Source organism: Brevundimonas sp. FV2ps16, assembly GCF_058681075.1.
In genome coordinates this window covers 2,999,846-3,022,938 of sequence record NZ_CM178728.1, presented here as the reverse complement: position 1 = coordinate 3,022,938, position 23,093 = coordinate 2,999,846, and the positions used below count along the sequence as shown (strand labels likewise).

The following is a 23,093-nucleotide window of genomic DNA, read 5'->3' as shown; positions in this document are numbered from 1 at the left end:
ACCTGGTACAGATTTTCGTTCGCGATAATAACGTCGATCAAGCGCTGAAAGCCCTCAAGAAGAAGATGCAACGCGAAGGCAGCTTCCGTGAAATGAAGCGCCACGTGCATTACGAAAAGCCGTCGGAAAAGCGCGCCCGTCAAAAGGCCGAGGCTGTCCGTCGCGCCCGCAAGCTGGCCCGCAAGCGCGCCCAGCGTGAAGGCCTGCTGCCCGCGCCGAAGCCGCGCGTTCCGGGCGCCGGCGCCGGCAGCCGGTAAGTTCTCGCGAACTGAAGAATTCGAGGCCGTCTCCGCAAGGAGGCGGCCTTTTTCTTGGTCTGGCTCTGATCCGTCGTTGCGCCGCACGCCTTGATCCCGCCCGAAAAGCCGGGCGGTATGGGGAGATTGAAGGCTGTGCTTCCCGGATGACAATGACGACCCGCTCGATCGTGCTCGCCGCCGCCCTGGCCCTGTCGGCCTGCGGCAATCCCACCAACTCCAAGGCGCAGGAGGGCGAATTCGCCCAGCCGACCCGCACGGCCCCCAGTGACGCTGCGGGGATGAAGTCCAGCTTCGCCCCTGTGGTGCGATCGGCCGCTCCGGCGGTGGTCAATATCTCGGCCCGCAGCGTCCAGCGGGTCCAGGCCGATCCCTTCTTCCAGTTCTTCGGCGGCGGCATGCCTCAGGCGCGGGTGGCCGAATCCGTGGGCTCGGGCGTCATCGTGCGATCCGACGGAATCGTGGTGACCAACAACCACGTCATCCAGGGCGCCCAGCAGATCAAGGTCGTGCTGAACGACCGGCGCGAGTTTCCGGCCACCGTCATCCTGGCCGACGAGCGCAGCGACATCGCCGTGCTGAGGCTGGAGAACGTCAGCGACCGCTTGCCGGTCCTGGCCATCGACGATCAGGAGGAGCAGCAGGTCGGCGACCTGGTCCTGGCCATCGGCAATCCCTTCGGGGTGGGCCAGACCGTGACCAACGGCATCATCTCGGCCCTGAACCGGACTGAGACCGGCATTTCCGACAGCGGCTCCTTCATCCAGACCGACGCGGCCATCAACCCCGGCAATTCCGGCGGGGCGCTGGTGGACATGGACGGCGACCTGATCGGCATCAACACCGCCATCTTCTCGCGCTCGGGCTCGTCCGCCGGGGTCGGGTTCGCCGTGCCCGCCGCCATGGTCAAGCGGGTGGTCGATTCGGCCCTGGGCGGGGCCAAGGCGGTGGTCCGACCGTGGCTGGGCGTAAAAGGCGACACCGTCACCGGCGACATCGCCGGCAGCCTGGGCCTGACCCGGCCGCAGGGGCTGGTGGTCACCGACGTCTATGCGAACGGTCCTGCCGCCCGCGCCGGCCTGCGCCAAGGCGATGTGATCACGGCCGTGGACGGTCAGGAGATCAACGACCAGAACGGGCTGAACTATCGCATCGGCTCACGCAATCCGAACGAACAGGTCGAGGTCGCCGTCCTGCGCGACGGCCGGGCCGAGACCTTGACCGCCCGTGTCCAGACCCTCCCGGGCGACGCTGATCCTCAGCAAGGTACAGTGATCCAGCAGGGGCCTTTGCAAGGAGCCATGGTGGCCCAGCTCAGTCCCGCGCTGGCGGATCGCCTGGGCGGCGATCCCTTCGCCACCGGCGTGGTCGTGCTGGGCGTGTCTGGTCGCGGGTATGCGGCCAGCGTCTTCCGGCAGAACGATCTGTTGGTCGCGATCAACGGCCGTCAGATCTCCACCGCCGCCGACGCTCAGGCCGCCAGCTCCGGCCGCGGCCCGTGGGAGGTCGTCATCAATCGCGGCGGCCGCCAGATCCGCGGCGTGTTGCGCTAAGCGACGCGGATCAGCCCTTGATCGGTCCGCCGATCGACCAGGTGTGGCCGAATGGGTCGCGCAGGACTCCGTAGCGGTCGCCCCAGAATTGGTCTGCCATGTCCATGACCGGCTCGGCGCCGCCGACGGTCATGGCGCGGGTCCACCAGGTGTCGGGGTCGGGAACCTGTAGATGCAGGGTCACGCCAGCGGGCCGCACGTCCTGAATGCCCGTGTACTCCGGGAACTCGTCGTTCAGCATCAGGCTGGCGCCGTTGATCTTCAGATGGGCGTGGATCAGCCGCTCGCCGTCGTCGGCCAGGCGGCGGTCCAGCACCTCGGCCCCGAAGGCGATGATGTAGAAGTCCACGGCCGCCGAGGCCCCGCGCGACGGAATCGTCAGGTGCGGGGTCACGCCGGAGGTGGGGCCTTGGTTCGGATGGGCGGTCATGATCGATCTCTATAGCGCTGACCCATACTAACGGGTGAAAACCGCTTTAGGCACGACTACATAGGTCGCAATGAGCGATCTTTTCGAAGTCTCCGGCATCTTGCCCCCCGACGCGCCACTGGCCGACCGTCTGCGCCCGCGCACGCTGGACGAGGTGGTGGGGCAGGATCATCTGCTGGGCGCCGGCGGCCCGATCCGGCGGATGATCGAGGCGGGGCGGCTGGGCTCGATGATCCTGTGGGGACCGCCCGGCACCGGCAAGACCACCATCGCCCGGCTGCTGGCCCAGGCGGCGGGCTATGAATACCAGTCGATCAGCGCCGTCTTTTCCGGCGTCGCCGATCTGAAGAAGGCGTTCGAGGCGGCGCGGATGCGGCGGGCGGCAGGGCAGAGCACTCTGTTGTTCGTCGACGAGATCCACCGGTTCAACCGCGCCCAGCAGGATGGCTTCCTGCCCTTCGTCGAGGCCGGGGTCGTCACCCTGGTCGGGGCCACGACCGAGAACCCCAGTTTTGAACTGAACGGGGCGTTGCTGTCGCGGTCCCAGGTCTATGTGCTGAAACGGCTGGACGACGCGGCGCTGGATCAACTGTTGAGCCGCGCCGAGGCCCATATGGAGCGGTCGCTGCCGCTATCGCCGGAAGCGCGCCAGGCCATGCTGGCCCTGGCCGACGGCGACGGGCGGTATCTGCTGACCATGTCGGAGGTGCTGTTCGACCTGCCTGAAGGCGAAACCCTGGACGTTCAGGGGCTTGCGGCGGTGCTGCAACGCCGGGCGCCCGCCTACGACAAGTCGAGAGAAGAACACTACAACCTCATATCCGCCCTGCATAAATCAGTGCGGGGGTCGGACCCGGATGCGGCCCTGTACTGGCTGGCGCGGATGCTGAACGGGGGCGAGGATCCGCTGTATCTGGCGCGACGGATCGTGCGGATGGCGGTCGAGGATATCGGCGAGGCGGATCCGCTGTCGATCCTGGTCGCCAATGCGGCCAAGGACACCTACGACTTCCTGGGCAGCCCCGAGGGCGAGCTGGCCCTGGCCCAGGCCGTGGTCCACCTGGCCACCGCGCCCAAGTCGGTCGGGGTGTATGAGGCCTTCAAGGCGGCCAAGAAGGCGGCCTATGAGACGGGGTCGCTGATGCCGCCCGCACACATCCGCAACGCCCCGACCAAGCTGATGAAGTCGCTGGGTTACGGCAAGGGCTATCAGTACGACCCGGACACGCCTGAGGGTTTCTCGGGCGCGAACTTCTTCCCAGACGAGATGGAGCGCCGCACCTTCTACAAGCCCAAGGGCGAGGGGCATGAGGAGAAGGTCAAGGCGCGGCTGGAGCGTTGGGCCGAGATGCGGGCGCGGCTGGCCAAGGACGCGGCGGTGGACGGGGCGGGGGGCTGACCTCTAGAAGCCCCCGATGACTACCCGCACCCCCGTCGCCCTGTCCGAGGATGAGATCGCCGCCGTCCGGTCATGGGTGATCCACGAGGACGCTCATGTGATCGCCTTTTCCAAGCCGTCCGGCCTGTCCAGCCAGGGCGGGCGGATCCAGGCCCATACGCTGGACGATCTGTTGTGGGCCTTTGCGCGGTCGAACGGCAAGCGGCCGGAGCTGGTGCACCGGCTGGACCGCGACACGTCTGGCGTGATCCTGGCGGCTAAAACCAAGCCGGCGGCGGGGTTCCTGGGCAAGGCGTTGCAGATGCGGCGGTTTCGGAAACAGTATCTGGCCCTGCTGTCCGCCGCGCCCGAGCCGGCGTCCGGGACCATCGACGCCCCGCTGCGACGCGAGGAGATCGGGCGCGAGTCCTATATGCGGGTCGTCGCCTTTGATGCGCCCGGGGCCCAGGGCTCGCAGAGCCGCTATCGGACCCTGGCGGCCAATGATCAGGGCGCGGTGGTCGAGCTGGAGCCGCTGACCGGGCGGATGCACCAGTTGCGGGTCCATATGGCCCATCTGGGGCGTCCGCTGATCGGAGATGTTCGCTATGGCGGGGCGTTGACGACAGAGGTGGGGCCGGCGCCGCGTCTGATGCTGCACGCCGCCAAGCTGAGCTTTCCTCATCCCGAAGGCGGGACGACCACGGTGGAGGCGCCGCCGCCGGCCGATTTCGCGGGTTTGCGTTCGGCGCTGGGCCTCTAGACGGAACGCTCCGGCTCAAGCAACGCTATCTCCGTCAAAGGGAGACAACGCCATGAAGCGCCTCGCCATTCTCAGCCTCGCCGCCTCGACCTTCGCGCTGGCCGCCTGCGCCAGCCTGGCCCCCTACGGCGCCCAGCGCGCGCCGGGCGGGCAGGGATATTCGGAGCAGCGGATCGAGTCCAACCGGTATCGCGTCACCTACAACGGCGTCGGCGCGCCGGGCGCTGTGGCGGATTACGCCCTGGTGCGAGCGGCCGACCTGACAACCGACCAGGGCTATGACTGGTTCGAAGTGACCCAGAGCTGGACCGACGGCCGTCCCGACGGCGCGGGCGGGGTGCGGCCCAGCGTCTCCATCGGCGGAGGCTCCAGTCGGTATGGCGGTTATTCGTCCTCGGGCGTCGGGGTCGGTCTGGGCCTGAACTTCAGCGGGCCGAGCCCGACCTCGAGTTCGCTGGAGATCGTCATGGGACGGGGCCAAAAGCCGGACCGTCCGAACGCCTATGACGCCCGGTCGGTGCAGGCCTCGATCCCGCGCTGATCAGCGGCCTCGGGTGAGGGCGCGATATTCGACCAGCCGCTCCTTGTCGCGCCGTACCTGGTCGCCGACGGTGTTGTCGACGTCCAGCGAGGCGTAGCGGACCCAGCCCTCGGCCCCCAGCTTGTCCTGGATCGCCTGGGCGGGCGTCTGCCAGCGGAAATAGGACAGCCAGGACACGCCGCCGGCCAGCAGGACGGCGATAATCTGAAGGATGCGGAAGCCGATCTCGTTGGCTTGCGGCGCGGGGAAGAAGGCGAAGACGATCAGCCAGATCAGCAGCACCGTCGGCGCGGTGATCCGTCCGAACCAGCGCATCCAGTAGCGTTCGCGCCGGACGCGCCACAGCTCCATCTGGATGAACTTCTCCAGATATTCCATCCGAGCGCCGATCCACATGACCAGCCGCGTCAGATAGAGGGCGCGCTGGCCCCAGGCCTTGCCGTCCATCTGATAGGTGGTCTCGGCCTGGTCGGACAGGGCGCGGGCGTTGGTGAACAGGTTCTGGAGCTCCCGCGTCCGCTGCACGATCTCGCGCGACAGCTCGTAGGAGTCGTTCTCCAGCCGGAACCGGTACTGGATGAACAGGATGGTCGAGACGCCGAAGAAGATCCCGCCTGTAATCAGCATGGCCAGGACGCTCAGGCCCAGACCGGCCGGCTGGCCGCCGGCCCAGTCGGCGAACAGGGTCGGGCCCATCTCGGCCAGGACGGCGAAGGCGATCAGGGCCAGGGCCTGGGTCAACCGCTTGATCCCCACATGGACGCACAGGGCGCGGAAGATGCGCCGGCCATAGGCGTGAACCCGGCCGCGGATATCGCGGTCCGCCGGGAACCGCTCCTCGATCTGGCGCGCGAACAGGACGTGGAAACGGTCGGGCTTCTTCTCGTTCTCCCAGAAGGGAAAGATCTCAAGCGGCTGGTTGAAATAGAGGTCGATATTGCCCGAGATCTTGGCGATCGAGGCGTCGTCCAGGGTGAAATAGTCGCTTTCCTGGATGGGCCGCAGCACGCCTTCATCGGACACGGCTGGGGTGTCGCTGGGCGTCGGTGTCGGCGGCGCGGTGCGCGGAGCCTCCGCCGGAGCTTCGGCCAGATCGTGCGGTTGCTCGGCGGCGGGCGTTTCCGGTTCGACGGCGGGCGGCGGCGGCGTCATCGTCGGCGCGATCACCGGGCTCTGGCTGTCTTCCTGCGACATGACTTGGCTTCCCCAAAACCGCTGACGGCTCATCTTGGATATCGCCGTTAACCGTGTCTGAGGGCAAGTGAAGTTTCGGTCAGACGGGCGTGACGGCGCGGGAGTCTTCGCTTTCGGCGGCGGCGGCGTATATAGCGCGGGATCATGACACGGTTTCTTCTCGTCGCCGCCGGCGGAGCCCTGGGCTCGATGGCCCGGTTCGGCCTCGGCCTTCTGGCCGCCCGGCTGGCCCCGAACGCCACATGGCCCATGGGCACCTTCGCGGCCAATATCCTGGGCGGCCTGGCCATGGGCGTGCTGGTCGGCTGGCTGGCCTTCAAGGGCGGGGCGCACCAGGAGACGATCCGCCTGTTCGCCGCCGTCGGCATGCTGGGCGGGTTCACCACCTTCTCCTCCTATTCGCTGGAGGCGGTGATGATGATCGAGCGGCGGGATTACGCCCTGGCTGCCGCCTATGTGGTCGGATCGGTGGTCTTGGCAGTTGTCGCCCTCTTTATCGGCCTGATGGTCGCCCGCCGCGCCTTTGGAGCCGCCCTTTGACCGACCAGCCCCCCATCGAGGACGCGCCCAAGCGCGAAGTCCTGACCATCTATGTCGCCGAGGACGAGGACGGCATCCGGCTGGACCGCTGGTTCCGCCGGCGTTGGCCGCACCTGTCGAACATCCAGGTGCAGAAGATGGCCCGCAGCGGTCAGATCCGCGTGGACGGCGCCCGGATCAAGCCTGAAGGCCGTCTGACCGCCGGCGCCGCCGTGCGCGTGCCGCCGATTCCCGACGACACCTCGCGTCAGGCCGGGGATCTGCACACCCTGTCGGAACGCGACATCGCCTTCGCCAAGTCCCTGGTCCTCTATGAGGACGACATGGTCATCGCCATCAACAAGCCGCACGGCCTGGCGGTTCAGGGCGGGACCAAGACCAGCCGCCACGTTGATCGCCTGCTGTCGGCCTGGGGCGAGGGGATGGACCGGCCGCGCCTGGTCCACCGCCTGGACCGCGACACTTCAGGCGTCCTGCTGCTGGGCAAGGGGCCTGAGGCGGCCAAGCGGCTGGCCGGCGCCTTCGCCCGTCGTCAGGCCAAGAAGACCTATTGGGCCATCGTCATCGGCAATCCGAAACCCTATTCGGGCCAGATCGACATGCCGCTGAAGAAGACCGGCATCAACGACTTCGAGATGATGCGGCCGGCCGAGCGCAAGGATCCTAAGGCTGAACCGGCCGAGACGGCCTTCAGCACGGTGTCGCGCGCCTCGCACCGCGCCTCTTGGATGGCTCTGCGCCCCTTCACCGGCCGGACCCATCAGCTGCGCGCCCATATGGCCGGGATCGGCCATCCGATCCTGGGCGATCCCAAATACGGCGACGAGAAATCCAGGGAACTGTCCGGGCCTCTGAAGCTGCAGCTCCATGCCCGAAGCATCGAACTGGATCACCCGCGTGGCGGTCTGTTGAAGGTCACGGCGCCGCTGAGTCCCGAAATGAAGGCCGGCTTCGCCCACTTCGGCTTCTCGGAGGACGAGGCCGAGGACGATCCCTTCCTGGGCGTGAAGAGAATTCGATGAGCCATATCCCCCCGCTCGATCCTATGGTCGCCGCCCGTAAGGGATTCCGCGAGACCGAGGAGGCGGTGCGTCGTTTCTGGACCGCCGTGTCGGTCGGGCCGCACAGCGACGGCGGCTGGGCCGTGCTGCTGGACGGGCGGACGCCCAAGACGCCGGCCAAGGCGCAGTTGGTGCTGCCGACCGAGGCCGCCGCCCGACTTGTCGCCGATGAGTGGGCTGCGCAGGGCGAGGTCGTTGAGCCCTCGACCATGCCTGCGACCCGTCTGGCCTCGACCGCCATCGACCGGATCGGCCAAGCGCGCGAGGCGGTGGCGGACGAGATCGCCGCCTACGCCGGTTCGGATGTGGTCTGCTATCTGGCGGAACATCCGACTCCGTTGGTCGAGCGCCAGCAGCGCGAGTGGGGGCCGTGGCGCGATTGGGCGGCGCGCGAGCTGGGGGTGGCGCTGGAGCCGGTCGCGGGCATCGTGCATCGGCCCCAGTCGGCCGAGGCCATCGCGCGCGTGAAGGCGCATGCCCTGGCGATGGATGATTTCCGCCTGACGGGTCTGGCGACGGCTGTGCCGTTGCTGGGTTCGGCGGTGCTGGCCTTGGCTGTGGAGCAGGGCGCGTTGGAGGGCGGCGTCGCGTTCGACCTGTCGCGGATCGACGAACTGTTTCAGGAGGAACAGTGGGGCGTGGACGCGGAAGCCGCCGAACGCACCCAGGCCCGCCGCGCCGAGGCGGATTTGCTGGACCGGTGGTTCAGGGCGTTGGACTAGCCGTCGAGGCGGTGATGAGGGCTGCGCGTTCCTGATCGGTCAGGTGACGCCAGCGACCTTCGGGCAGGTCGCCTATCTCCAGCGGGCCGATGCGGATGCGGTACAGGTCGATGACCTCAAGCCCGACCAGTTCGCACATGCGGCGGATCTGGCGATACTTGCCCTCCGTCAGGACGAAGCGCAGGCGTTGCGGTTCAATCTGGGTGACGCGGGCGGGCTTGAGGGGCTTGTCGTTCAGCACAAGGCCGTGTCGCAGTCGGCTGAGCTTGCCCTCGGTGATCACGCCGTCGACGACGACCAGATATTCCTTGTCGAGTTCGGACGCCGGCCCGATCACCGCCTTGGCCACGACGCCGTCCGATGACAGCAGCAATAGGCCGCGGGAATCCTCATCCAGCCGGCCGATGGGGGGCAGGGAGGCGTCGCGGGCAGGCGTCTCGCCCTCGCCGATGCGATTGGGCGTTTTCAGCAGGCGGACGGCGGGGATCTTGCCGGGGTCCGGCTGGCCCGAGACGTAGCCGACCGGCTTATGCAGCACCAGAGTCATGCCCGAGGCCAGGGCCTGCTGGGCCGTGTCGTTCAAGGTCAGGGTCTGGCCGGGCTCGATCTTTCGCCCGGCGTCGCTGATGGTCTCGCCGTCTATGGAGACCAAGCCTTCGGCGATCAGGCTCTCGGCCTCGCGGCGCGAACAGACGCCGGTCTGGCCCAGCCACTTGTTCACGCGAACCGGTTCGTCGCCGTCGTAGGTGCGGGTGAAGGCCATCGGATTCCGTCGCTCAGTCAATGCCGCTCTCTAGAGCCGGGTGGTGATGCGAGCAAGCCGATCTGGCTCGTCAGGATCACGACACGTTCAGGCCTTAGTCGGAAAGGTTGATCTCGGCGCCGTTTTCACTATATCAGGCGGCATTCCACAAACGATCCAGAGTGCGGGACGGTCAGCGCCGGACCCGTCGATTTTCGTTTTTCTGGTCATTTGTATCGCTGGTTCGACGGTCCTGATCGTTGGATCTGGATTTTTATTGAAACCCTTGAAGGAGACGTCTTGTACGCTCAAAGCAAATCTTCCGCCGGACCCCGTCGCACTGGTTACAATCGTCCTGTTCCGACCCGGCTCCGCATGGGGCTGGTGATGAGACGTGACATGGAATTCGGCGAACTGGGCGACGTCGAAGGCGCGCTGCGGGCAGAAGGCGTGGGCCTGGCCCCCATCTCGACCGGCGATGCGAGCCTGGTCACCGGCGGCGTCACTGTGCTGGCGACGGCGACGGCCAACGACATCGTCGAAGGGCGGTTGCGGGGCCTGGTCGTGCCGGGCGGTTCGCAAGATGAAGCTTCGTTGGCCGCTGTGCGGTCGCTGATCGATCTGGCCCGCGCCAATGACCTGTTGGTGATCGCCTTTGCTGACGGCGTGGCTGTAGCGGCCGAAAGCTTCGGCGTCGCGGCAGAGGCGCACGGCGCCCTGTTCAAGGCCGGCAAGGCCACTCTGCTCAACGAGCGCGCCGACCTCTCGGCCGCCGTCTCCGTCCTGTAATCAGGCGCTTCTGAACAGAAGCATCAGATTATTGGCCGGCATCTGCACCCGACGCGTGGCGGCAAGGCCATGCGATCGGGCCAGAGCCTCGACCGCCTCGCGGTCGCGCAGGCCCCAGGCGGGGTCTCGCGCCTTCAAGCTGTCGTCGAAGGCAGCGTTCGATTCCGCCAGCGGGACCTCCGCCTCGCGATAGGGGCCGTAGAGGGCCAGAAGACCGCCGGGGCGTCTCAGGACGCGACCGGCCAGATCCATCAGCCCCTCGGTCGCCGACCAGGGGCTGATGTGCGTCATGTTCGCACAATAGAGGGCGTCGAAGTCGTCCAGAGGCCAAGTCTCCGGATCGCCGGCGTCCAGCGCCAGCGCCGTACGCAGGTTCAATGGGCCGCCGTGCGCCCAGGCCGAGATGCTGGCGCGCGCCTCTGCGCTAGGATCGCTCGGCGTCCAGTCCAGGTTTGGCAGGGCCGAGGCGAAGGCCAGGGCGTGTTCGCCCGAGCCTGCGGCGATTTCCAGCACCCGTCCGCGGGCAGGCAGATGCGTTCTCAGCACGCCTAGAATCGCGTCGGCGTTTCGTTGGGCGGCCGGGGAGGAGAGGGCCCCGTCAGGCAGGGCGGCGAGCGAGTCCAGAGTCTGCATGCCTGTTCTTAGACGTCCTGGATGGGGAAGGGGAGGCGACGCCCGCCTTCTGTTTCGTCTGGCAGGCGCATTCATTTGCCTGGAGTTTAATCAATCGTTTATGTTTGTCATCGACGTTAAGCGATTGGTAACCACGATGCGGCGCGCGCTTCATATCGGATTGTTCATCGGCACCGTACTGGGCATGTCCGCCTGCGCGTCGCAATATGACGCCGACGGCCGGCCGGTTTCAGGGGCCTATGGCTCGGTCGAGGCCGGGCGGGCGGGCTGAGGTCGAAGGAAAACATGGCGTAAAGCCGCGTCGTCCTCTAGTATCCTTGCGCGGACGCCGTCTGTCGCGCCGCGTTGGTCTCCAAAAACCCCTAGATGTTACTCATCGCTATTGTCGTCGTTCTGCTCCTTGTGGTGCTCAACGGCCTGTTCGCCATGACCGAGTTGGCGGTCGTCTCCTCCCGCAGATCCAAACTCCAGAGCCGAGCTGAGAAGGGTGACCGCGGCGCGCGCAAGGCGTTGAAACTGGCGGAGGAGCCGACGCAGTTCCTGTCGGCGGTCCAGGTGGGCATTACCCTGATCGGCATTCTGGCGGGCGCCTATGGGCAGGCGACCATCGCGGGCGAGTTGGACCGAATCCTGGAGGTCAGCTTTCCGGCGCTGGCGGCCTATACCGAAATCTTCTCGACCGCCCTGGTGGTCGTCTGCATCACCTATATCTCGCTGATCGTCGGCGAACTGGTGCCCAAGCGTTTGGCTCTGATCTTCCCCGAGACGATCGCCTCGAAGATGGCGCCGCCGATCTCGACCCTGGCGGTCGCGCTGAAACCCTTCGTCCTGCTCCTGACGGCCTCGACCTCGGGCATCCTCAAACTGCTGGGCGTCAAGGACCGCGATGGTTCGGACGTCACCCAGGAAGAGGTGGCGACCATTCTGGCCGAAGGCACCTCCGCCGGCCTGATCGAGCCGGAAGAACAGGTGATGATCGAGGAAATCCTGCGTCTGGGCGACCGCCCGGTACGGGTGGCCATGACGCCGCGCCACGACGTCTTCTGGATCGCCCTGGACGATCCCGAATCGGTGCTGCGCGAGGAGATCCGCACCTGCCCCTATTCGCGCATCGTGGTGGCGCGCGAGAGTGACGTCGATAATCCCCTGGGCGTGGTCCACAAGAAGGACCTGCTGGACGCCCTGCTGACCGATGGACGGTTTGACATCGAACCCCTGGTCGCAGAGCCGGCCTTCATTCCCCAATCGACCTCGGTGCTGAAGGCGCTGGAGATCCTGAAGGGCTCCAAGGTCCACATGGCCTTCATCGTTGACGAATACGGCGCCTTCGAGGGCGTGGTGACGGCGACCGACATCCTGGAAATGATCGCCGGCGATTTCAACGAAGGTCACGACGAGGAACAGGCCTGGATACATCAGCGCGCCGACGGCAGTTGGCTGGTCGACGGCCAGACCGACCTGGACGAATTGGCCGACACTCTGGGCGAGGACTTCGGCGAGCACGAAGGCTTCCACACTGTCGCCGGTCTGATTCTGCACCAGTTGTCGCGCGTGCCGGACGAGGGCGAGGTGGTGCAGGTCGGGCGATTCGAAGTCGAGGTCGTCGATATGGACGATCGTCGCATCGACAAGCTGATCTTCAAGGAACTGATCCAGGCCCAGGACGAGCGGGCCGCCATAGCCGCGCATCTGGAAGACTAGTCGCAAGTGTCACATCGCCCTTGAAATGACGGGCGGCGTCGGGCATACGCCCCCCTCTGGCGAACGCACGGACCCGAGGGTTCGCGCGATTGTCTAGGAGTTTAGCTCAGCTGGTAGAGCACCGGTCTCCAAAACCGGGGGTCGTGGGTTCGAGTCCCCCAACTCCTGCCAATCCCCCCTGTCGCTTCCGGATGGGACTTCCCATCTGGGGCGACAGGAACAATTGTGTGAAGAGCAACTGATGGCCAAGGCCAAATCTCCCGGCAAGCGGCCCCAGGCGGGCGCCAAGCCCCAGACGGCTGCGGCCGCGGCCGCCATCACCGTCGATGCGCCCGCGCCCAAGAAGCCGCGCACGAGCCCCGGCGACTTCTACAAGCAGGTCATGGCCGAGGGCCGCAAGATCGTGTGGCCCAGCCGCAAGGAGACCTGGATCACCTCGGTGATGGTCTTCATCATGGTGGTCATCGCTGCGATCTTCTTCTGGATCGTGGACACCGGTCTCGGTTTCGCTTTCCGCTACATCATCGCTCTCGGATCCTGAGAAAGACGCGCCCATGACCGATGCAGCGCCCGCAAAGCCCGCCAATCCGCGCCACAAGTGGTATATCGTCAACGCCTACTCGAACTTCGAGAAGAAGGTGGCGGAGCAACTGCGCGACCAGGCCAAGCAGCAAGGCCTGGAAGACGCCTTCTCCGAAATCCTGGTTCCGACCGAGGACGTCGTCGAGATCCGTCGCGGCCGCAAGGTGAACTCGGAACGTAAGTTCTTCCCCGGCTATGTGCTGGTGAAGATGGAAATGACCGACCAAGCCTATCACTTGGTCAAGAACACGCCGAAGGTCACGGGCTTCCTGGGCGCCGCCGGCGGCACCAAGCCCCTGCCGGTCTCCGAACGTGAAGTTCAGAACATCATCGGCCAGGTGGAAGAGGGAGTCGAACGTCCGAAGCCCACCATCCGCTTCGACATCGGCGAGAAGGTCAAGGTCATCGACGGACCCTTCGCCAGCTTCGACGGTTCGGTCGAGAGCGTGGACGAGGAACAGGCCCGCCTGCGCGTCGCCGTGTCGATCTTCGGCCGCGCCACGCCGGTCGAGTTGGAATACGCCCAGGTGGAGAAGGTCGCGGGCTGAAGCTCACGCACCTGTCGAGATTTGAAGCCGCGTCCGAAAGGGCGCGGCTTTTTTCGTTTTAGGGCTCCGTCCTGTCCTCGGGATCCGTACGCCGGTCTGGTTATGAGGCCCAAACTTCGACCTGTGGGCGAACTTGCCGCTGAACTCTGGGAACTGTCCAAAGCGTAACTTGCTTCTCCGCCGCCGAACCGCTGAGCTTGGGCCATGCGCATTTTCTTATCGGCTCTCCTGTCCCTGATGCTGTCGGTCACGCCGACCACCCCTGCCGCCGCCGCCGAGGCGGCCTCCGTTGAAGCCCGTCTGGGCGCCACGATCGACGGCTATGTCCGCAATCGCGGCTTCAACGGTGTGGTGCTGGTTGCCGACGCCGACGGCGTGATCGTGCATCAGGCCAGAGGCCAGTCCTCGCTTGAACTCGGCGTCGCGCTGGGCCCAGACGACGTCTTTCGCATCGGGTCGCTGACCAAACCGCTCACCGCCGTCCTTGTTCTTTCGCTGGTCCATGAAGGCCGACTGCGCCTCGACGGTTCACCGGGTGAATATCTGCCGGAGCTTTATGCAGACACACCCGCCGGCGCGGCGACAGTTGAACAATTGCTGGCCCATACCTCGGGGCTGAAGGACCTGCCCGCCAGCTATTACGATCCCTTCTGGCAGACGACGGCGCGGCAGAGCTTCACCCCCGACGCCTTCGCCAGAGCCTGGATCCCGCCGGAAATCTCCAGCCCGCCCGGCCAGATGCGCTACAACAACAACGGCTTCTATCTGCTGGGGATGATCGTGGAACGGGTGACCGGGACACCCTATGCCGACGCCCTCCGGGACCGCGTTCTGGTCCCCGCCGGCATGACGCACAGCGGCGTGTACGACACCCGTACGGTCGTGCCGCATCTGGTCAGCGGCTATGCGCGGTCGGACTTCGGTCGGATGGAGCGGCCCATGCCCGTGGACGCGACGGTCAGCTATGCGGCGGCCGGGGCCTTTTCTACGGCGCAGGACCTGCTGGCCTTCAGTCGGACCCTGTCCGGCGACGGGTTGCTGCCGCCCGACCTGAAGGCGCGCATGTTCGCTCAGGACGCCGATGAATACGGTCTGGGCTGGGGTGTGGAGCGCTGGCCGACGACCGGGGGTGACCGCATGACCGTCCAGACCCACACCGGCAGTATCCCGGGCTACCAGAGCCTGTTCGTACGGGCCGACGACGGGACCGTCGTCGTGATCCTGAACAATTTCTGGCAGGGCGCCACGACGGTCGAGATGGGCCGCACCCTGTTCGCCGTCGCCCACGGCGCCCCGGCGCCGGCCCCCAAACGCCTGCTCGGCGACCTGCTCACCCCTATTGCCGCGCGCGACGGCGTGGAGGCCATGGAGACCGCTTACCGCTCGGCGCCGACCGTGGGGGCCGAAGCCTATGATGTCAGCGAGAGTGGGCTCAACAGCCTGGGCTACAGCCTGCTCCGCAAAGGTTTCGGGGATGCTGCGATCCGGGTCTTCGAGTGGAATGTCGCGGCGCACCCGCAGTCGGCCAATGTGCATGACAGCCTGGGTGAGGCCTACCTCGGCGCCGGCCGCCGCGACGACGCTCGCCGAAGCTACCAGAACGCCCTCCGCCTGGACCCGTCCAGCACCAGCGCCCGAGCGGCGTTAGCTGGGCTGTGAGGCTCGGAGAGCTGGCGTGTGTTGTCTTGCGCCTCCGCCACGTGAATGTTTCATCCCCTCAAAGGGGAGGATGTGATGTCTTTCGATAGGATCCATGTCGGCGGCTGCGCCTGTGGCGCGGTGCGCTATCAGGTCGAGGGCGAACCGATCTTCGTCAACAACTGCCACTGCCGCCTGTGCCAGCGGCAGACCGGGTCCACCTCTGTGGTCAACGCCTTCTATGAGACGGAACGGCTGACCCTGATCCAAGGCGAGTTGTCGGATCACACCGTCCCAGCCGGCAGCGGCGGACCGCATGTCATACGGCGTTGCAAATCCTGCGGGGTGGCTGTGTGGAGCCACTATCCCCGGCTGGGGCGGCTGGGCGCCGGCGTGCGGGTCGGCACGCTGGATCAGCCCGGCGACTTTAGGCCTGACGCCATCATCTTCACCGAGAACGCCATGCCCTGGGCGGTCTTTCCGGACGACATTCCCGTGTTCGAGACAGTCTATGACCAGACGCAGATTTTACCGCCCGAGCGGGTCCAGCGGCTGACGGCCTTGATCGAGCGGCGGAAGGCGGGAGAGGGCTGAGGCGGAGCGCGGCGTTCGTCCCCCGTTTGCCTTTCCGCCCCCCCTCTGTTACACGCGCGCCTTCGCTCGGCGGGCCTCGGCTTGTGGAGCGTCAAATCCGTGGGAGGCAGCCATGCCGCACCACGGCTCACCGGCCCGCCGTTAAGTCGTCGGGTCATTCATAGGAGAGACCAATGGCCAAGAAGATTCTCGGCTATATCAAGCTGCAAGTGCCGGCCGGTTCGGCCACGCCTTCGCCCCCGATCGGCCCGGCTCTGGGTCAACGCGGCGTGAACATCATGGGCTTCTGCAAGGAGTTCAACGCGCGCACCGAGAAGGAAGCCAAGGGCACCCCGCTTCCGACCGTGATCACCGTCTATCAGGACAAGTCGTTCACCTTCCTGACCAAGACGCCGCCGGCGACCTGGTACCTGAAGCAGGCCACGGGCCTGAAGTCGGGTTCCAAGCTGGTCGGCCGTGAAACGGCTGGTACGGTCAAGGTTTCGCAACTGCGCGAGATCGCTGAAAAGAAGATGAAAGATCTGAACGCGAACGACCTCGACGCCGCGACCAAGATCATCGAAGGCTCCGCCCGCGCGATGGGCCTCGAAGTGGTGGAGGGCTAAACCATGGCCAAGCAAACCAAGGCTCAAAAAGCCCGCACCGGCGTCAGCCAAGACCTGCTGCCGTTCACCGACGCCATCAAGCTGGCCAAGGAAAACGCCAAGGCCAAGTTCGACGAATCCCTGGAGATCTCGGTCAACCTGGGCGTCGATCCGCGTCACGCCGACCAACAGGTCCGTGGCGTGGTCAACCTGCCGTCGGGTACGGGCCGTGACGTTCGCGTCGCCGTCTTCGCCAAGGACGCCAAGGCGGCCGAAGCCACCGCAGCCGGCGCCGAGCACGTCGGCGCCGAAGATCTGTACGAAAAGATCGCCGGCGGCTTCATGGAGTTCGACCGCGTGATTGCGTCTCCGGACATGATGGCCCTGGTCGGCCGTCTGGGTAAGGTGCTGGGCCCGCGCGGCCTGATGCCGAACCCGAAGGTCGGCACCGTGACCCCGAACGTGGCCCAGGCCGTCAAGGACGCCAAGGGCGGCGCCGTCGAGTTCCGCGTCGAGAAGGCGGGCATCGTCCACGCCGGCATCGGCAAGGTCTCCTTCACCCAGGACGCCCTGGAAGCCAACGTGAAGGCCATCGTGGACGCCCTGGTGCGTTCCAAACCGGCCGGCGCCAAGGGCACCTATGTGAAGCGCATCAGCCTGTCGACCACGATGGGCCCGGGCTTCAAGGTCGACCCGGCCTCGCTGGGCGCCTAAGCGTTCACCGTTCCAGAATGACGAAGGCCCCGGGGAGCGATCTCCGGGGCCTTTTTCTTGGTGTCTGAGCGTCAGTAGGCGGCCGTGAAGCGGGCGCGGCTGTGGTTGTGCTGTTCCAGTTCGTCCACCATGGCGATGGCGTAGTCGGCGAAGCTGATGCGGCTTTCGCCCTTGTCGTCGGTGATCAACTGGTCCCCCCCGGTGCGGAAGACGCCTAAGCGGGGGCCTTCCTCGATGAAGGCGGCGGGTGAGAAGAAGGTCCAATCGATCTGGGTCTCGCTGCGGAGGTCGTCCAGGAAGGCGATGCCGGGCAGGGCGTAGGGCTTGAACTCTTCAGGGAATTCCGGGGTGTCGATCAGGCGAACACCCGGCGCGACCTCCAGGCTGCCGGCGCCGCCGGTGACCAGCAGGCGGGGCACGCCAGCGCTCTTCAGCGCGGACAGCAGGGTGTCAGCGGTGACGTTGTGGTGCAGCGCGCTGACGACCGCATCCGAACCCGTGATGAGTTGGGCCAGGGCGGCGACATCGGACGCGTCGCCTGCCGTCGCCGTCACGCCGGGCGCGGCCGGGATGGTGTCGGGCTTGCGTGCGATGGCGACGACGGTATGGCCACGCGCGGCCAGTTCCTTGGTGATTTCCGAGCCGGCGCGACCGCTGGCGCCGAGGACTGCAACTTTCATGGACGATCTCCTGTGGTATCCAATGGATACCAAGTGTTATGAGATGGCCTATGTCACAAGAAGGCACTTTGCTCTCATCTGGTCACCAGACGGAAACCCGTCCGCCTGATGTCTATTCCGCCGCCTGCCCGACGCGGCAGCTGCTGGACCGGGTCGCCGACAAGTGGACGACGCTGGTACTGACGCTGCTGCGGGACGAACCGATGCGGTTCAACGCCTTGCGTCGGCGTATCGAGGGCGTGTCGCAGAAGATGTTGAGCCAGACCTTGCGCCAGCTGGAGCGGGACGGATTGGTCACCCGCACGGTGACGCCGACTGTGCCGGTCTCGGTCTCCTACGCCCTGACCCCGCTGGGCGGTACGCTGGTCGATGCGCTTCAGGCCATGATCGACTGGGCTGAGGACAATATGGCCGAGGTCGGCAAGGCGCAGGCGGCCTATGACGAACGGCGCCTCGACTGAACTTTCCGGACGCGGAGCGGTTGACGGAATGACGGAAACGGCGTTCTGGAGGCCGCGCCTGACGGGGATAGAGTATGGCCAAAGCCGCGAAACGCACAGGCCGTTCCGAAACGCGCCAGGTCGCCGCCCTGCCGTGGCGACGCGGCGAGGCGGGTCTGGAAATCCTGATGATCACCTCACGTGAGACGCGTCGTTGGGTCATTCCCAAGGGCGGTCGCATGGCCGGCAAGACCGACGCCGAGGCGGCGGCGCAGGAGGCTTTGGAGGAGGCGGGGATCCATGGTCCAATCGGGGCGACGACCATTGGTCATTTCCGCTACGCCAAGATCGTTCGCAGTGGCGAGCTGAAGCGCCACGTCGTCGCCGTCTATCCGATGGAGGTCGTGCTCCAGCTGGGCGATTGGCCCGAGGCGCACCAACGCGACCGGCGTTGGATGACGCCCGAGGCGGCGGCGGACAGCGTTCACGAAGCTGACCTCGCCCTGCTGATCCGCGACTTCGCCGCCACGCCTCCGAGCGATTGAGCAACCGAGAGGCGATTCCCTCTGGCTACCTACACGCCGTGCTCGGATAAGAAGGGCGAGGGGGACGATATGCGTATCATTGGGCTTTTGACGGTCGCGGCTCTGTTTGGCCTGTTCGCGGTCGGACCTGTCGCGGCGCAGGATCGCGGCCTGGCTCAGCGGACGGCGTTGGCGGAGCGGGTTATTCAACTCTCAGCCGGGCCGAACTTTAGCAAGGTCATGGAGGCGATGATCGCCGATCAGTTGGCCAAGGCGGACGCAGAGGGGCAGGGCGCTGAGGAGGCGGCTTGGCTGCGGAGTAATGCGCCGCGCATGCTGACCTCCATGGTTGATGACATGATGGCGGACATGGTCCCTCACTATGCCGCCACGTTCACAGTCGAAGAGCTGGAGGCCCAGATCGCCTTCTATGACAGTCCCGTAGGCCGCCAGGTCGCGACGAAGACGCTTCAGCTAAGCGCGGTGATGAACGAGATCACTATGGAACATCTGACGGCCTTCATCGAAGAGTTGATGACCAAATATTGCGCCCAATTCGACTGCGAGGCGGGTGGCCAAACAGGGCGCAAGTTCGGGCGCCAGTAAGCCTCAGCCGTCCAGTTCGGGATAGCGACGGAATATGCCGTCGTCGTTGAACGGGATGCGGCGGTCGCTCTTTAGATAGGCGCTGACGCGGGGCTGAGCGGCGACCCTGTCGCGGACGGCGACAATATGCGGCGTGGTCTTGAGCACGGCCTCGGTCGTCTTGGGGAAGGCATAGCCTAGGCCCTCCACCACTTGGAACAGAGACACATCGGCATAGGTCAGGCTTTCGCCGACCAGCCAGTCCTGGCCGTAGGGATTGGCTATGAGGACCTGTTCGGCCCAGCGGAGGAACTTCCCGATCCGCTGCTCACGGAAGACCTTGGACCGGCGGGCGGCCTCGGATTTCTGCTCGTCGTAGTAGGCCATCAGATCGACCGGGTGGTGGGTGTCGTGGGCCTCGGCGACCAGGTCGGCGAAGGTCAACTGGATCTGGTTCAGCCAGGCGCGGTCGCTGTCGCCGTTCGGGCTGAGCCCCAACTGCGGACCCAGCCATGCCAGGATGGCGGCCACCTGGCCGACGGTGCGGTCCCCCAGGCGCAGAAAGGGCGGAGCGAAGGAGGGCGTCGCTGCGGTCTCCATCAGCGTCATCATCGCCTTGCCCTCGTCCTGCCGCGAGACGTCGACATAGTCGGCGCCGGCGGACTCGAGCGCCAGGCGGACGAACTCGCCCCGCCCCTGGATGGTCGGCCAGTAGTAGAGTTCATAGGCCATGCGCTCGGCTCCTTGATTTCCTGTCGGGCTCCCTGTATGAGCGCCGCTTCCCGTCAGAGGTTCATCCCTTTGACGGTCCTGTCCGAGAACTTCGGGGCGTGGGGGTCACCCAGGCCATAACTGTCAGAGAGCCCTCTGACGCCGTGGGGAGATGGGGACGCGAACCAGCGCTGTCAGCCCGCATTCCGGGACGGACGCCGTCAGACGCATCCTTCGGACAATACGACCGGCTTTAACGCTTCGCAGAGATGCGCGGCGCTTTGGCCAATCCGTCGTCGGGAATAAGCCCGGCGGCGAATACCAAGACTGGAGACCGCAATGGACCGCGCTCAAAAAGCCGAGTCGATCGAAACGCTCAAGGGCGTATTCGCCGACGCCGGCTCCGTGGTCGTGACCCACAACCTGGGTCTGACCGTTGCGGAAATGGAAGACCTGCGTGGCCGCCTTCGCAAAGAAGGCGCCGCGTTCAAGGTGGTCAAGAACCGCCTGGCGCTGAAGGCGCTCGAAGCTCAAGAAGGCAGCGACTACCACGGCCTGTTCAAGGGGCCCGTGGGCATCGCATACGCCGAGAACCCCGGTACGGCCGCCAAGGTCGCCACCGAGTTCGCCAAGACCAATGATCGCTTCAAGATCATCGGCGGCTTCATGGGCGAAACCGTCGTCGACGTGAAGGGCGTGGAAGTTCTTTCCAAGCTCCCGACCCTCGACGAAGTCCGCAGCCAAATCATCGGCCTGCTCAATGCGCCCGCGACCAAGATCGCCGGCGTGCTGCAAGCACCCGCCGGTCAGTTGGCTCGCGTGTTCAACGCCTACGCCACCAAGGAAGCCGCGTAAGCGGCACAGCCTTTCATCTCTGCATCACTCTCTAAAACCAATCCTCCGAAGGAAAACTGACAATGGCTGACCTCGCCAAGATCGTCGAAGACCTGTCCGCTCTGACCGTTCTCGAAGCTGCTGAACTGTCGAAGCTGCTTGAAGAAAAGTGGGGCGTCAGCGCCGCTGCTCCCGTCGCCATGGCCATGCCGGCCGGTGGTGGCGCCGCTCCGGCTGAAGCCGCCGAAGAGCAAACCGAGTTCACCGTCGTCCTGATCGACGGCGGCGACAAGAAGATCAACGTGATCAAGGAAGTCCGTGGCGTGCGTTCGGACCTGGGTCTGAAGGAAGCAAAGGACCTGGTCGAAGGCGCTCCGCAGAACGTGGTCGAGAACGTCTCCAAGCAAGCCGCCGACGAAGTCGCCAAGAAGCTGACGGAAGCCGGCGCCAAGGTCCAGATCAAGTAAGATCTGACTTTCGGCATTTGCTGAATATCGGAAAGGCCCGGCGGGAAACCGCCGGGCCTTTCTTTTTGGGGGCCTATCGCGCTTCGCGCTACTTGAGGCCGTTGGTCGGGGCGTCAGTTCTGCGGGCGTGATCGGGCGGCGAAGAAGGCCCACATGGCTTCGTTGTCGGCGACCCAGCTGTGGCCGCCGTCGCGGGTGATGCGGCCGATGACCTCGGCGCCCTCGCGGCAGTCGGCGTAGCCTTCCTCATAGACCGAGGCCGAGACCCAGAGCGTCGGGCGGGGCGTGGCGCAGCTGTTCAACTGAGCCCAGCGCTGCTCGGCGGCGTGCATCGTATAGCTCCAGTAGGGGGCGCCGCCGCCCTGGATCGGGTTGGTGGTGTCGGCGTCGCCGGCGAAGGCGATGACCGGCATGGGGCGGGACGGCCGGCAGGTGGCCGCATCGGGCCGTTCAGGCGAGCCTTTGCGAGGATTGCCCGCTCGGAGGCCGACCACCGGCGCAATGGCGGCGAACCGGTCGGAGGCCACGCAGCCCAGCCAGGACGTCATCCGACCGCCGCCCGACAGGCCGGTGGCGTAGACCCGGCTGTCATCGACGCAGCCTTGGGACGCCAGTTCCTCGACAGTCTCCACTAGGAAGGCGACGTCGTCGGCGTCGTCTGGACCCGGCACGTCGCCTGTGATGGTCGGCACGCCGGGGACGTTCCAGACGAAGCCCCGGTCGACCGGGATACCGGCGTCGGGCGCGGCGACGATGAAGCCGTGCCGGTCGGCGGTCTCGGCCAGTTTGGAATCTCTCAGGATCGCCGCGCCTGTGCCGCCGCTCCCGTGCAGGACGAAGACAAGGGGCGCGGGCTGAGCGGGGTCAAAGCTGCGCGGAATGTGGATCTGCACCGTGCGCCGGTCGGGACCGAAGGCGACGGTGCGGGTGGCGCCGGGTTCCCCGATCACGCAGTCAGCCTTGGCGACCGAGGTCAAACCAAATGCGGCCAGTCCGAACGCCATGGCTCCGAGCCAATGTCTCATGCTTCGTGTCTCCTCTGAACTGCTCGCAGGGTGCAGCGATTCCCGAACTGCGACACACGGCCGACCGTCGCATTGGCGGGATCGGTCTGGCTTCCCATTTGTTAGGCCTGAAAAGGAGATCCCCCACATGAAGATCCTGACGGTTCTGACCTCGCACGACCAACTCGGCGACACCGGCAAGAAGACCGGCTTCTGGCTGGAGGAACTGGCCGCCCCCTATTATGCGATGAAGGACGCGGGCGCGGAGATCGTGCTGGCTTCGCCGAAGGGCGGACAGCCGCCGCTGGATCCCAAGAGCGATGACGCGGACGCCCAGACCGAGGACACCCGCCGGTTCAAGGCCGACGCCGAGGCTCAGGCCGCCCTGGCCGCGACGGTCGAACTGGCGTCGGTCAAGGCCGAGGATTTCGACGCCGTCTTCTATCCCGGCGGGCACGGGCCGTTGTGGGACCTGGCGAACGACGCCGACTCCATCGCCCTGATCGAGGCCTTCGCCAAGGCGGACAAGCCGACTGGCTTCGTCTGCCATGCGCCCGGCGTGTTGAAGTCGGTCAATGGCCCGAATGGCAATCCGCTGGTCGAAGGCCGCAAGGTGACGGGCTTCACCAACTCGGAAGAGGAGGCCGTGGGCCTGACCGAGGTGGTGCCCTTCCTGGTCGAGAACGTGCTGAGCGCCAACGGCGGCGACTATTCCAAGGGGCCGGACTGGGGGTCGTATGTCGTGGTCGACGGCAAGCTGGTGACGGGGCAGAACCCGGCGTCATCCCGTGAGGCGGCTGAGGCCCTGCTGGGGTTGTTGAAGGGGTGATGCTCACCTCTCCGCGCGCGAAGGCGCGTGGGGAGGACAGATCGCGCTTGCGACC

At 66.0% G+C, this 23,093-nt stretch carries 30 protein-coding genes and 1 tRNA gene; 24 read left to right on the top strand and 7 right to left on the bottom strand.

The window, feature by feature from the left end:
* Nucleotides 1–2: 2 nt before the first annotated feature.
* Together rpsU and ACW170_RS14630 are read left to right on the top strand one after the other, a co-directional pair.
* Nucleotides 3–257, top strand: coding sequence for a 30S ribosomal protein S21 (gene rpsU, locus ACW170_RS14635; protein WP_267516790.1), 255 nt, complete (start codon nucleotides 3–5; stop codon nucleotides 255–257).
* Nucleotides 258–409: 152 nt separating this feature from the next.
* A complete protein-coding gene (locus ACW170_RS14630) occupies nucleotides 410–1,810 on the top strand; it encodes a Do family serine endopeptidase (RefSeq protein WP_492087358.1) in 1,401 nt (466 codons plus the stop codon).
* A gap of 10 nt (nucleotides 1,811–1,820) precedes the next feature.
* On the opposite strand, the gene ACW170_RS14625 is transcribed toward ACW170_RS14630, so the two are convergent.
* Nucleotides 1,821–2,240 (bottom strand): VOC family protein, encoded by a 420-nt coding sequence (locus tag ACW170_RS14625; RefSeq protein WP_492087357.1) that lies wholly within the window; start codon nucleotides 2,238–2,240, stop codon nucleotides 1,821–1,823.
* A gap of 70 nt (nucleotides 2,241–2,310) precedes the next feature.
* Between ACW170_RS14625 and ACW170_RS14620 the strand changes: the two genes are divergently transcribed.
* From ACW170_RS14620 to ACW170_RS14610, 3 genes are read left to right on the top strand one after another with little or no spacing between them, the layout of a single operon-like run.
* On the top strand, nucleotides 2,311–3,639 hold the full coding sequence (locus ACW170_RS14620; RefSeq protein WP_492087356.1) for a replication-associated recombination protein A: 1,329 nt from the start codon (nucleotides 2,311–2,313) through the stop codon (nucleotides 3,637–3,639).
* Between the two features lie 16 nt (nucleotides 3,640–3,655).
* Nucleotides 3,656–4,381 carry an RluA family pseudouridine synthase gene (locus ACW170_RS14615; protein ID WP_492087355.1) on the top strand — a complete coding sequence of 242 codons (726 nt, stop codon included), beginning with the start codon at nucleotides 3,656–3,658 and terminating at the stop codon, nucleotides 4,379–4,381.
* 52 nt (nucleotides 4,382–4,433) lie between these two features.
* The gene (locus tag ACW170_RS14610; protein ID WP_492087354.1) at nucleotides 4,434–4,922 is read left to right on the top strand and encodes a CC0125/CC1285 family lipoprotein; all 489 of its coding nucleotides are present in this window, start codon (nucleotides 4,434–4,436) and stop codon (nucleotides 4,920–4,922) included.
* Here ACW170_RS14610 and ACW170_RS14605 read toward each other — a convergent pair whose 3' ends face one another.
* Nucleotides 4,923–6,116 carry a hypothetical protein gene (locus tag ACW170_RS14605; RefSeq protein WP_492087353.1) on the bottom strand — a complete coding sequence of 398 codons (1,194 nt, stop codon included), beginning with the start codon at nucleotides 6,114–6,116 and terminating at the stop codon, nucleotides 4,923–4,925. It lies immediately after the preceding gene.
* Nucleotides 6,117–6,260: 144 nt separating this feature from the next.
* Here ACW170_RS14605 and crcB point away from each other — a divergent pair, with 144 nt between their 5' ends.
* From crcB to ACW170_RS14590, 3 genes are read left to right on the top strand one after another with little or no spacing between them, the layout of a single operon-like run.
* A complete protein-coding gene (gene crcB, locus ACW170_RS14600) occupies nucleotides 6,261–6,656 on the top strand; it encodes a fluoride efflux transporter CrcB (RefSeq protein WP_492087352.1) in 396 nt (131 codons plus the stop codon).
* Nucleotides 6,653–7,678, top strand: coding sequence for an RluA family pseudouridine synthase (locus tag ACW170_RS14595; RefSeq protein ID WP_492025868.1), 1,026 nt, complete (start codon nucleotides 6,653–6,655; stop codon nucleotides 7,676–7,678). Before crcB ends, ACW170_RS14595 begins: the two co-directional genes overlap by 4 nt.
* Complete coding sequence (locus ACW170_RS14590; RefSeq protein ID WP_492087351.1) at nucleotides 7,675–8,439, top strand: ATP12 family chaperone protein; 765 nt, start codon at nucleotides 7,675–7,677, stop codon at nucleotides 8,437–8,439. The genes ACW170_RS14595 and ACW170_RS14590 overlap by 4 nt, the downstream gene beginning before the upstream one ends.
* Here the strand turns inward: ACW170_RS14590 and ACW170_RS14585 are convergent.
* Nucleotides 8,423–9,202: a pseudouridine synthase gene (locus ACW170_RS14585; protein ID WP_492089193.1), complete on the bottom strand. Its 780-nt coding sequence runs from the start codon at nucleotides 9,200–9,202 to the stop codon at nucleotides 8,423–8,425. The two genes, ACW170_RS14590 and ACW170_RS14585, sit on opposite strands and share 17 nt — an antisense overlap.
* A 366-nt stretch (nucleotides 9,203–9,568) precedes the next feature.
* Between ACW170_RS14585 and ACW170_RS14580 the strand changes: the two genes are divergently transcribed.
* Nucleotides 9,569–9,970 (top strand): hypothetical protein, encoded by a 402-nt coding sequence (locus tag ACW170_RS14580; protein WP_492087350.1) that lies wholly within the window; start codon nucleotides 9,569–9,571, stop codon nucleotides 9,968–9,970.
* Here the strand turns inward: ACW170_RS14580 and ACW170_RS14575 are convergent, their stop codons facing one another.
* Entirely contained in the window at nucleotides 9,971–10,603 is a 633-nt protein-coding gene (locus tag ACW170_RS14575; RefSeq protein ID WP_492087349.1) for a DUF938 domain-containing protein, read from the bottom strand.
* A gap of 100 nt (nucleotides 10,604–10,703) precedes the next feature.
* Here ACW170_RS14575 and ACW170_RS14570 point away from each other — a divergent pair, with 100 nt between their 5' ends.
* The 9 genes from ACW170_RS14570 (at nucleotide 10,704) to rplA (ending at nucleotide 16,964) form a co-directional block, all read left to right on the top strand.
* Entirely contained in the window at nucleotides 10,704–10,874 is a 171-nt protein-coding gene (locus tag ACW170_RS14570) for a hypothetical protein (RefSeq protein WP_492087348.1), read from the top strand.
* A gap of 95 nt (nucleotides 10,875–10,969) precedes the next feature.
* Nucleotides 10,970–12,304, top strand: a complete 1,335-nt coding sequence (locus tag ACW170_RS14565; RefSeq protein ID WP_492087347.1) for a hemolysin family protein — start codon at nucleotides 10,970–10,972, stop codon at nucleotides 12,302–12,304.
* Nucleotides 12,305–12,399: 95 nt separating this feature from the next.
* Nucleotides 12,400–12,475: transfer RNA gene (locus ACW170_RS14560), tRNA-Trp, on the top strand.
* A gap of 70 nt (nucleotides 12,476–12,545) precedes the next feature.
* Nucleotides 12,546–12,845 carry a preprotein translocase subunit SecE gene (secE, locus tag ACW170_RS14555; RefSeq protein ID WP_304937303.1) on the top strand — a complete coding sequence of 100 codons (300 nt, stop codon included), beginning with the start codon at nucleotides 12,546–12,548 and terminating at the stop codon, nucleotides 12,843–12,845.
* Nucleotides 12,846–12,858: 13 nt separating this feature from the next.
* Nucleotides 12,859–13,434, top strand: coding sequence for a transcription termination/antitermination protein NusG (nusG, locus tag ACW170_RS14550; protein ID WP_271163931.1), 576 nt, complete (start codon nucleotides 12,859–12,861; stop codon nucleotides 13,432–13,434).
* 204 nt (nucleotides 13,435–13,638) lie between these two features.
* On the top strand, nucleotides 13,639–15,093 hold the full coding sequence (locus ACW170_RS14545) for a serine hydrolase (protein WP_492087346.1): 1,455 nt from the start codon (nucleotides 13,639–13,641) through the stop codon (nucleotides 15,091–15,093).
* A 75-nt stretch (nucleotides 15,094–15,168) separates the two neighbouring features.
* Nucleotides 15,169–15,666, top strand: coding sequence for a GFA family protein (locus ACW170_RS14540; protein ID WP_492087345.1), 498 nt, complete (start codon nucleotides 15,169–15,171; stop codon nucleotides 15,664–15,666).
* A gap of 173 nt (nucleotides 15,667–15,839) precedes the next feature.
* Complete coding sequence (gene rplK / locus ACW170_RS14535) at nucleotides 15,840–16,271, top strand: 50S ribosomal protein L11 (RefSeq protein ID WP_135193053.1); 432 nt, start codon at nucleotides 15,840–15,842, stop codon at nucleotides 16,269–16,271.
* A gap of 3 nt (nucleotides 16,272–16,274) precedes the next feature.
* Complete coding sequence (gene rplA / locus ACW170_RS14530) at nucleotides 16,275–16,964, top strand: 50S ribosomal protein L1 (RefSeq protein ID WP_492087344.1); 690 nt, start codon at nucleotides 16,275–16,277, stop codon at nucleotides 16,962–16,964.
* A 71-nt stretch (nucleotides 16,965–17,035) separates the two neighbouring features.
* Here the strand turns inward: rplA and ACW170_RS14525 are convergent, their stop codons facing one another.
* Nucleotides 17,036–17,644 (bottom strand): NAD(P)-dependent oxidoreductase, encoded by a 609-nt coding sequence (locus ACW170_RS14525; protein ID WP_492087343.1) that lies wholly within the window; start codon nucleotides 17,642–17,644, stop codon nucleotides 17,036–17,038.
* A gap of 50 nt (nucleotides 17,645–17,694) precedes the next feature.
* Here ACW170_RS14525 and ACW170_RS14520 point away from each other — a divergent pair, with 50 nt between their 5' ends.
* From ACW170_RS14520 to ACW170_RS14510, 3 genes are all read left to right on the top strand, one after another.
* Nucleotides 17,695–18,105, top strand: a complete 411-nt coding sequence (locus ACW170_RS14520; protein WP_492087342.1) for a winged helix-turn-helix transcriptional regulator — start codon at nucleotides 17,695–17,697, stop codon at nucleotides 18,103–18,105.
* 74 nt (nucleotides 18,106–18,179) lie between these two features.
* Nucleotides 18,180–18,629 carry an NUDIX hydrolase gene (locus ACW170_RS14515; RefSeq protein WP_492087341.1) on the top strand — a complete coding sequence of 150 codons (450 nt, stop codon included), beginning with the start codon at nucleotides 18,180–18,182 and terminating at the stop codon, nucleotides 18,627–18,629.
* An 87-nt stretch (nucleotides 18,630–18,716) separates the two neighbouring features.
* A complete protein-coding gene (locus tag ACW170_RS14510; protein WP_492087340.1) occupies nucleotides 18,717–19,214 on the top strand; it encodes a DUF2059 domain-containing protein in 498 nt (165 codons plus the stop codon).
* A gap of 3 nt (nucleotides 19,215–19,217) precedes the next feature.
* On the opposite strand, the gene ACW170_RS14505 is transcribed toward ACW170_RS14510, so the two are convergent.
* Nucleotides 19,218–19,925: a glutathione S-transferase gene (locus ACW170_RS14505; protein WP_492087339.1), complete on the bottom strand. Its 708-nt coding sequence runs from the start codon at nucleotides 19,923–19,925 to the stop codon at nucleotides 19,218–19,220.
* Nucleotides 19,926–20,243: 318 nt separating this feature from the next.
* On the opposite strand from ACW170_RS14505, the gene rplJ reads away from it, so the two are divergent.
* Nucleotides 20,244–20,759, top strand: coding sequence for a 50S ribosomal protein L10 (gene rplJ / locus ACW170_RS14500; RefSeq protein WP_267513816.1), 516 nt, complete (start codon nucleotides 20,244–20,246; stop codon nucleotides 20,757–20,759).
* Nucleotides 20,760–20,821: 62 nt separating this feature from the next.
* Nucleotides 20,822–21,205 carry a 50S ribosomal protein L7/L12 gene (rplL, locus tag ACW170_RS14495; RefSeq protein ID WP_008259470.1) on the top strand — a complete coding sequence of 128 codons (384 nt, stop codon included), beginning with the start codon at nucleotides 20,822–20,824 and terminating at the stop codon, nucleotides 21,203–21,205.
* A 113-nt stretch (nucleotides 21,206–21,318) separates the two neighbouring features.
* On the opposite strand, the gene ACW170_RS14490 is transcribed toward rplL, so the two are convergent.
* Nucleotides 21,319–22,230, bottom strand: a complete 912-nt coding sequence (locus ACW170_RS14490) for a CE1 family esterase (protein WP_492087338.1) — start codon at nucleotides 22,228–22,230, stop codon at nucleotides 21,319–21,321.
* A 127-nt stretch (nucleotides 22,231–22,357) separates the two neighbouring features.
* Here ACW170_RS14490 and ACW170_RS14485 point away from each other — a divergent pair, with 127 nt between their 5' ends.
* On the top strand, nucleotides 22,358–23,038 hold the full coding sequence (locus tag ACW170_RS14485) for a type 1 glutamine amidotransferase domain-containing protein (protein ID WP_492087337.1): 681 nt from the start codon (nucleotides 22,358–22,360) through the stop codon (nucleotides 23,036–23,038).
* Nucleotides 23,039–23,093: the final 55 nt, after the last annotated feature.